The following is an 8,527-nucleotide window of genomic DNA, read 5'->3' as shown; positions in this document are numbered from 1 at the left end:
TTCAAAAAACTGTCACTTTCTCACAGAACATTGATATTAAAAGATGTTTTCAGGTTTTCGACAGGTGGGCAACCATTTGTGGCCCTTTTTCCGCGTAAGAGCCAAGGTATGTCCGGGGCCGCCGATGTTCAACGGACTGCCCTACCGCTCGGTGCGTTCTAATTCGCCTGTCAAAGAGAGGAGCAGTGCACTAAAACAGGACCGGACACCGTTCCGAATTTAAAGACAGATAAGCGCCGCAGACATATTCCCATGACAGAAGCTTCCGTATTCAACAAAGAGAGCCAGCCAGAACTTCCCGTCAGCGCGGTGCTCAAGGACATTGCCGGCGCTTTGGGGGAGGCAAAGCGCGCTGTGCTGTCCGCTCCACCCGGCGCCGGTAAAACCACCCTTGTCCCTCTTAATCTGCTGAAACAGGATTGGCGGGGCGACGGCAAGATCATTCTTCTCGAGCCCCGCCGGCTCGCGGCGCGCGCAGCGGCGGGCCGCATGGCAGCGCTGCTGGGCGAGAGTGTCGGCGATACCGTCGGCTACCGGATGAGGCTCGATAATCGCGTCTCGTCACGAACCCGCATAGAGGTGGTGACCGAAGGCGTCTTTGCACGCATGGTTCTCGATGATCCTGAACTCTCCGGTGTTTCGACCGTGATTTTCGATGAATTTCACGAACGTTCGCTGGATGGCGATTTCGGACTGGCTCTCGCACTTGATGTCCAGGCAGGCCTGCGAGACGATCTGCGGGTTCTCGTCATGTCGGCTACGCTCGATATCAACCGCATCAGTCAGCTCATGGCCAACGCGCCCGTCATCCAGAGCCTTGGACGTACCTTTCCTATCGACATCCGTTATGAAGACCGCTGGCAGGGCGCACCGACGGACGAAAAGGTTGCGAAAGCCATCATCGAGGCCCACGCCGCAGAAACAGGGTCGATTCTTGCTTTCCTCCCCGGGCAGGCCGAAATCACACGGACAGCCGCCAGGCTGGAGAACCGTTTTCCGGAGAACACCGACGTCATACCGCTTTACGGCAATCTCTCACAAAAAGAGCAGGACGCCGCGATCCGCCCGACCGGGAGCAGCCGACGCAAGATCGTTCTTGCCACATCCATCGCCGAAACCTCCATCACGATCGACGGTGTGCGGGTGGTGATCGACAGTGGTCTCCAGAGATTGCCGGTCTTCGAACCGTCCACGGGCATCACACGCCTGGAAACGGTTCGCGTCTCGCGCGCTTCCGCTGATCAACGCGCCGGGCGAGCCGGACGAACGGAGCCGGGGATTGCCATTCGTTTATGGCATCAGGGGCAGACAGCCGCCCTGCCCGCCTTCACCCCACCGCAGATTCTGGCGAGCGACCTTTCCGGCTTGGCACTCGATCTGGCGCACTGGGGTGTCAAGGATCCCTCAAGCCTCGCCTTTATGGATGCGCCACCGGAGACCGCACTGAAAGAATCGGTCGCGCTTCTGAAAAAACTCGGTGCACTCGATGAACAGGGTGACCTGACTGCACAAGGAAGGTTGATGCGCAACCTGTCTCTCCCCCCACGTCTCTCTGCGATGGTGATTGCAGCTGCAAATGAAGGCGCAGGGGAAAAGGCCGCAATGCTTGCCGTGATGCTGACCGAGCAGGGGCTAGGCGGTAACGAGATCGATATAGACGAAAGACTGCGGCACTTTCTGCGGGACAGAAACGAGCGCGCGGAGGCGGCCCGCAAGCTGGCACGCCGCCTGCTCGATTCGATCAGTGGCAAGGCGACAAAGACCGACGCAACGGTTCAGGTTGGCCCTCTGCTGTTGCACGCCTATCCAGACAGGATCGCATTCCAGCGGGGCGGGCGCGGGCGCTATGTGATGGCGAACGGTCGTGGTGCGGAGCTTTCCGAAACGGAACGGCTGGCGGCAAGCAGGATGCTGGTGGTGGCAGACATTACCGGGCGGGCTGCGCAGCCGCGGATCCTTTCGGCCGCGGCCATCGAGCGCAGCGATATCGAAGAACAGATGCCACATCTTATAGAAACACAGGACCAGCTGCTGTTCGACAGGGCAAGCGGTCAGGTGCGGGCACGCCGTGCAACGCGTCTCGGCGCAATCGTTCTTGATGAAACGCCGTTACCAAGACCGGAAGGACAACAGGCAGCACTTGCGCTTGCCAATGGCGTCTGCGAATTCGGCCTGTCGATCCTGCCTTTTTCGAAAGAGGCCGACCAGCTTCGAGAGAGGATCGGTTTTCTTCACGCCAGCATCGGGGAGCCATGGCCGGACGTCAGTGACGACGCCCTGATCCTGCGACTGGATGACTGGTTCGTTCCCTTCCAGAGCGGCGTACGCAGCCTGCAGGAGATTCGCGCCGGCAGCCTTTCCGAAGGGCTGCTTTCACTTGTTCCACATGAGGTTGTGCGTGATCTGGCAAAGCTGGCACCGACGCATTTCGAGGCTCCGACGGGACAGCGGCACCCGATACGATATGACGGTAATGAACCGACGCTTTCCATTCGCGTGCAGGAGCTGTTTGGTCTGAAGACGCATCCAGCAATCGCGCAGGGCCGCTTGCCACTCGTTCTGGAGTTGACCTCGCCGGCACACCGACCGATACAGACGACGCGCGATCTTCCGGGTTTCTGGTCAGGATCGTGGAAAGATGTGCGTGCCGATATGCGTGGCCGCTATCCTCGTCACCCTTGGCCGGAAGATCCGGCATCGGCACAACCAACCAATCGTGCAAAACCACGCGGAACCTGAGCAAATGAAACCGGTGAAAGAAGCCAAGACGGCGGCCCAGGCGATAGAAACCACGCGGCTTGGCCGTGCCAACCGTCGGATCAGGCTGCAAACCATTGTCTGGCTGCGCTGGCTGGCGGTCGCGGGACAAAGCGCGACAATCCTCTTCGTCGCACTCGGATTACATTTTCCCTTGCCGTTACTCGCCTGCTCCCTGCTGATCGCGGCACTGGTATTGGCGAACCTTTTCCTGACGGCGCGCTTTCCTCCCACCTATCGTCTGGAACCATGGGAAGCGACGCTGCTGCTTGCCTTCGACCTGCTGCAGCTAACAGCGCTGATCTACATTACCGGCGGTCTTTCCAACCCCTTCGCTCCTTTGATCTGCGTGCAGGTCATCATCGCATTTGCCTCGCAGCCGCTCCGGCACTCGCTTATCCTGCTCGCCTTCGCGGTGATATGCTCGACAGCCATCGCATTTTCGCCCTTCCCGGTTCCGTGGTATCCGGGAGAAACTCTGCCGATACAGCTTCTGCTGCACGTGGGTACATGGTTCGCCATCATTGCCACGACCTGCTTTGCGGCTTTTTACGCGTACCGTGTCTCGCACGAGGCCAACCAGCTTGCCGACGCGCTTGCCGCAACCGAGCTGGTGCTGGAGCGCGAAAAGCACCTCTCCCAGCTCGATGGCCTCGCCGCAGCAGCGGCTCACGAGCTCGGCACACCGCTTGCAACGATCAGCGTTGTTGCAAAGGAGATGGAGCGAGAACTCGGGAACGACGAACGACTTGGCGAAGATATCGCCCTGCTACGCAGCCAGAGCGAGAGATGCCGGGATATTTTGCGGCGCCTTACGTCGCTCTCTGCGGACGGCGAGGAACATATGCGCCGGCTGCCGCTTTCCTCGCTGATCGAAGAGGTCATGGCGCCTTATCGGGAATTCGGCATCAACCTGGAACTGGTTGAAAAAAACAATCGCGTCGATGAACCTGTCGGCAACCGAAATGCCGGCATCATCTACGGGCTTGGCAACCTGATCGAAAACGGCGTGGACTACGCGCGCGCAAAAGTCACCGTGACGGCGGCCTATGATTCTCAGACCGTCAGCGTCATCATTGAAGACGACGGTCCAGGTTACGCCCATGATATTCTCGCCCGTATCGGCGAACCCTACATGACGGAACGACATAACGACGCTCGCGCGGGCGGGTTGGGTCTCGGCCTTTTTATCGCGAAAACGCTGCTGGAGCGTTCAGGCGCCAGCGTCACCTTCGAAAACAGGGGCGTGGCGGAAAGTGGTGCGCGCATCACAATCGTATGGCCTCGCGCCCTAATGGACGATAAAAGCCATTGATCGCTTTACCATCCGATTTGAAGCAGCGATAAGAACACAACACGACCAGAAAGTTGCCGGAAGGCCGGAAACATGAACACAAACGATCAACTTCCTACCAACGACAAGGCGATCACCGAAGACATCGATCCGATCGGCGCAGACAAGTCGCTGCTGATCGTCGATGACGACGGCCCGTTCCTTCGCCGGCTTGCCCGGGCGATGGAGACGCGTGGCTTTAACGTTGACACCGCCGAGTCGGTCAGCGAAGGCATCGCCAAATCAAAGGCTACACCTCCGAAATACGCGGTCGTGGATCTTCGTCTTGGAGACGGCAACGGGCTGGAAGTGATCGAAGCCATACGGCAAAGCAGGAATGATACGCAGATCGTCGTGCTTACAGGCTACGGCAACATCGCCACCGCCGTCACCGCTGTGAAACTCGGCGCCCTCGATTATCTCGCCAAACCTGCGGATGCCGACGACGTGTTCAATGCACTGACGCAGCGTAAGGGCGAAAAGACAGAGGTTCCGGAAAACCCGATGTCCGCTGACCGGGTACGCTGGGAGCATATCCAGCGGGTCTACGAGATGTGCGAACGGAACGTCTCGGAAACGGCGCGCCGGCTCAACATGCATCGCAGAACCCTGCAACGCATCTTGGCGAAACGCGCACCGAAATAAGGGTAGTCATTCCTCGAAGCTGCGGCCCGTGGTCCATTCCGCCAGCATCAGGCGAGTGGCTGCAGTTCTCGAAAAATCCAGCATCAGGGATTTTCGTGTGGCGGGCGGCAGCTTGTGTTCAGGCGCCTCGCGCAGCATATGGGCTCCATATCCATCCGAGAGGATGAGCCCACAGTCTTCGGGAAAAATATCGAGCGGGACATCGGCATGCGTCGCAAAGAACAGGCGATCGCAATGCCGCCTGTAGTCCGGCCATTTGCGGTCAACCCGGAAATCCTCGATCGAAGACTTTATCTCGATGATCCATATCTCGCCCTTGACAGAAAGGCTGATGAGATCGGCCCGCCGTCCACTGGCCAAAGGCAATTCCGGCAGAACGGCGTGGCGCATCTCATGCAGCATTCTCTGCACGCCGCGCCTGACCAACATGGCCTTTTCCGACTGGCGGCCATCGATTAGCGGATTGTTGCTGGTTACGGAAAGAATAGTCATGGGTAACGCATTCGATGATATGTGGGCTGGGCATCGATGGTAAAAATATAAACCAATTTCTGTAAGGCGCGATGCTCGGTTTCAGGAGATATAGAGCCTCCTTTGGGCATCTAGAAGGACGCTCGGCGCCCTATTGTTGCAAAAAGGCAATGAACCGGCAAATTTACATGTGCGCCCGCGTTGCCACGGCACTTCGGCTTGCCAAGCGCAGCTTAATGGAAAATAACGGCATGATCTAATTCAGCCTACTCTTTCGCACAATTTGGCGATTTTTCCGCGAGAACGAAATGCGCATCCGTACATCATTGACCGCACTTGGTCTGACGGCAGTACTGGCTCTTGCCGGCTGCGCCGAGACCACTTCCCAATCGTCCGACAAGCCTGTCGCAGCCGCTCCTGCTGTCGCTCCGGCAAAGGTTGAAACGGTTCAGATCTTCAACGACGTCTATGGACCGGTTACCGATGCCGGCTATGCGTTGCCTGCGATCCCGATCAATCGCGTCAATGAAAAGTTCCGCCGCCAGATCGTGGAATTCCAGACGCCCGAGAAGCCCGGCACGGTCATCGTCAACACGCGCGAACGCTTCCTCTATTACGTCATGCCTGGCAATCGCGCCGTTCGTTACGGCATCGGTGTCGGCAAGGCGGGCTTTGCATGGGCCGGTGAAGCCTATGTCGCCTGGAAACAGGAGTGGCCGATGTGGCATCCGCCGAAGGAAATGGCAGACCGCAAGCCGGAAGTTGCGAAGTACGTCGAAGCCGGCATGGGCCCGGGCCTGACCAATCCGCTTGGCGCACGCGCAATGTACCTTTTCAATGAAAAGGGTCAGGACACGCTGTTCCGCATCCATGGGTCGCCGGAGTGGGCATCCATCGGCACCGCCGCTTCGTCGGGCTGCATCCGCATGATCAACCAGGATGTCATCGACCTTTACAGCCGCGTCCGCCCGGGCCGCAACACGAAGGTCATCGTGATCCAGTAATAGCGGATCGCAACCACGCAATACAGAAAAGCCGCCTGGAACATTCCCGGCGGCTTTTTTTATTTGGCTGCTTGGCAAGTGTACGGCGGGAGAACCCGCCGCCTTTCCTGCGCTGCCAATCAGACAGCCTGTCTGGCCTTCAGCTCCAGACGGCGGCGATGCAGAACCGGCTCGGTGTATCCGTTCGGCTGCTCTCTGCCCTTCAGTACAAGCTCGACCGCTGCCTGAAACGCGATGGAGCCATCGAAATCGGGGGCCATCGGCATATAGAGCGGATCGTCTGCATTCTGCCCATCCACCACCACGGCCATGCGCTTCATGGTGTCGACAATCTGCTCTTCCGTCACGACGCCATGGCGAAGCCAGTTTGCCATGTGCTGCGCGGAGATGCGCAGGGTGGCGCGGTCTTCCATCAGGCCGACATTGTTAATGTCCGGCACCTTTGAGCAACCCACGCCCTGATCGACCCAGCGAACGACATAACCGAGAATGCCCTGCGCATTGTTATCCAGTTCGCGTTGGATCTCTTCCGGCGTCCAGTTCGGGCGCGTGGCGACAGGCACGGAGAGGATGTCGGCGAGCTTTGCACGCCCACGGCTTTTCAGGCTCTCTTGAACAGCTGTGACATCGACCTTGTGATAATGCGTGGCATGCAGCGTCGCAGCGGTGGGCGACGGCACCCAGGCGGTGTTGGCGCCTGCCTTGGGATGAGCGATCTTCTGCTCCAGCATCGCCGCCATCAGGTCCGGCATTGCCCACATACCCTTGCCGATTTGCGCATGTCCAGCAAGGCCGCATTCCAGACCGATATCGACGTTCCAGTTTTCGTAAGCCGCGATCCACGCTGCCTGCTTCATGTCGCCCTTGCGGATCATCGGACCCGCTTCCATGGAAGTATGCATCTCGTCGCCGGTGCGGTCGAGGAAGCCGGTGTTGATGAACACCACCCGATCTTTCGCCGCACGGATACATTCCTTGAGGTTGACCGTCGTGCGGCGTTCCTCGTCCATGATGCCCATCTTCATGGTGTTTGGCGTCATGCCCACAAGTTTTTCAACGCGAGTGAAAATCTCATTGGCAAAGGCCACTTCCTCGGGGCCATGCATTTTCGGCTTGACGACATACATCGAACCGGCACGCGAATTCTGGCGACGGCCGGATGGGCCAACGTCGTAAAGTGCGATCAGGCCCGTCACTACGGCATCCATGATGCCTTCGGGAACTTCCCGCCCTTCCTTGTCCAGAATGGCCGGATTGGTCATCAGGTGTCCGACATTGCGGACCAGCATCAGCGACCGGCCATGCAACGTCAGCGCCGAGCCGTCAGGCGCAGTGTAATAACGATCCGGGTTCAATTTGCGAATAAACGTCTTACCGCCCTTCGAAACTTCTTCCGTCAGATCGCCACGCATCAGGCCGAGCCAGTTGCTGTAGACCAGTACCTTGTCTTCGGCATCGACGGCGGCCACCGAGTCCTCGCAGTCCATGATCGTGGTCAGGGCCGATTCGAGGATGACATCCGAAATACCCGCGGTGTCGGACTTACCGATTTCGGTCGATGTGTCGATGACGATTTCAGTATGCAGGCCATTCTTGCCTAGGAGGATCGATGACGGTGCGGCAATGTCGCCGCCAAAGCCAGCAAACTGGGAGATATCCTTCAGGCCTGTCGTCTTGTCTCCAACCGTCAACAGCAGAGCGCCATCGACAATCCTGAAGCCCGTGACATCCGCCCAGCTTGCAGCTTCCAGCGGCGCAGATTCGTCAAGGAAGTTACGCGCCCACGCGATGACCTTTGCCCCGCGTGCTGGATTATATCCCCTCCCCTTTGTCGCACCGTCGTCTTCCGAAATCGCGTCGGTGCCGTAAAGCGCGTCATAAAGCGAACCCCAGCGGGCATTGGCCGCATTCAACGCATAACGCGCATTCATGACCGGAACGACAAGCTGCGGACCGGCAACAACAGCAATCGCCGCGTCGACATTATCCGTAGACACCCTGAAATCCGGGCCTTCCGGCAGCAGGTAACCTATTTCTTTCAGGAAGTTTTCATAGGCATCGAAATCGACCGGCGCACCGTTCTGGCGATACCATTCGTCGAGCTTCTCCTGCAGGTCGTCACGTTTTGAGAGAAGCGCCCGGTTCTTCGGCGAGAGATCGTGCACGATTGCGGAAAAGCCCTCGAAAAAGGCTTCGCTTTCAATGCCCGTGCCGGGCAGAACCTCATCCACGAGAAAAGCATAGAGCCTGTTATCGATGGAAAGACCGAATTTATCCGTGCGGCTCACATGCGCCTCCTCGTGTTCAATGGCGTCCC

General features: G+C 58.5%; 6 protein-coding genes. 4 read left to right on the top strand and 2 right to left on the bottom strand.

The annotated features are described in order from the left end of the window. Positions 1-252: 252 nt before the first annotated feature. The 3 genes from hrpB to N7578_RS22595 all read left to right on the top strand — a co-directional run bounded on the left by hrpB (position 253) and on the right by N7578_RS22595 (position 4,735). Positions 253-2,739 (top strand): ATP-dependent helicase HrpB, encoded by a 2,487-nt coding sequence (hrpB, locus tag N7578_RS22605; RefSeq protein ID WP_311112450.1) that lies wholly within the window; start codon positions 253-255, stop codon positions 2,737-2,739. Between the two features lie 4 nt (positions 2,740-2,743). Continuing rightward, positions 2,744-4,072: an ActS/PrrB/RegB family redox-sensitive histidine kinase gene (locus N7578_RS22600; protein WP_311112449.1), complete on the top strand. Its 1,329-nt coding sequence runs from the start codon at positions 2,744-2,746 to the stop codon at positions 4,070-4,072. Between the two features lie 72 nt (positions 4,073-4,144). Beyond that, positions 4,145-4,735, top strand: coding sequence for an ActR/PrrA/RegA family redox response regulator transcription factor (locus N7578_RS22595; RefSeq protein WP_311112448.1), 591 nt, complete (start codon positions 4,145-4,147; stop codon positions 4,733-4,735). Positions 4,736-4,741: 6 nt separating this feature from the next. Here the strand turns inward: N7578_RS22595 and N7578_RS22590 are convergent, their stop codons facing one another. Beyond that, the gene (locus N7578_RS22590; RefSeq protein ID WP_311112447.1) at positions 4,742-5,227 is read right to left on the bottom strand and encodes an MmcB family DNA repair protein; all 486 of its coding nucleotides are present in this window, start codon (positions 5,225-5,227) and stop codon (positions 4,742-4,744) included. Positions 5,228-5,514: 287 nt separating this feature from the next. On the opposite strand from N7578_RS22590, the gene N7578_RS22585 reads away from it, so the two are divergent. Beyond that, on the top strand, positions 5,515-6,210 hold the full coding sequence (locus tag N7578_RS22585; RefSeq protein WP_311112446.1) for a L,D-transpeptidase: 696 nt from the start codon (positions 5,515-5,517) through the stop codon (positions 6,208-6,210). Positions 6,211-6,329: 119 nt separating this feature from the next. Here N7578_RS22585 and N7578_RS22580 read toward each other — a convergent pair whose 3' ends face one another. After that, complete coding sequence (locus tag N7578_RS22580; protein WP_311112445.1) at positions 6,330-8,498, bottom strand: malate synthase G; 2,169 nt, start codon at positions 8,496-8,498, stop codon at positions 6,330-6,332. Positions 8,499-8,527: the final 29 nt, after the last annotated feature.

Origin of the sequence: Agrobacterium tumefaciens (assembly GCF_031801495.1) — a bacterium.
In the GTDB taxonomy this organism is placed as follows: Bacteria; Pseudomonadota; Alphaproteobacteria; order Rhizobiales; family Rhizobiaceae; genus Agrobacterium; species Agrobacterium tumefaciens_K.
This window is presented reverse-complemented; position numbering and strand designations above follow the sequence as displayed.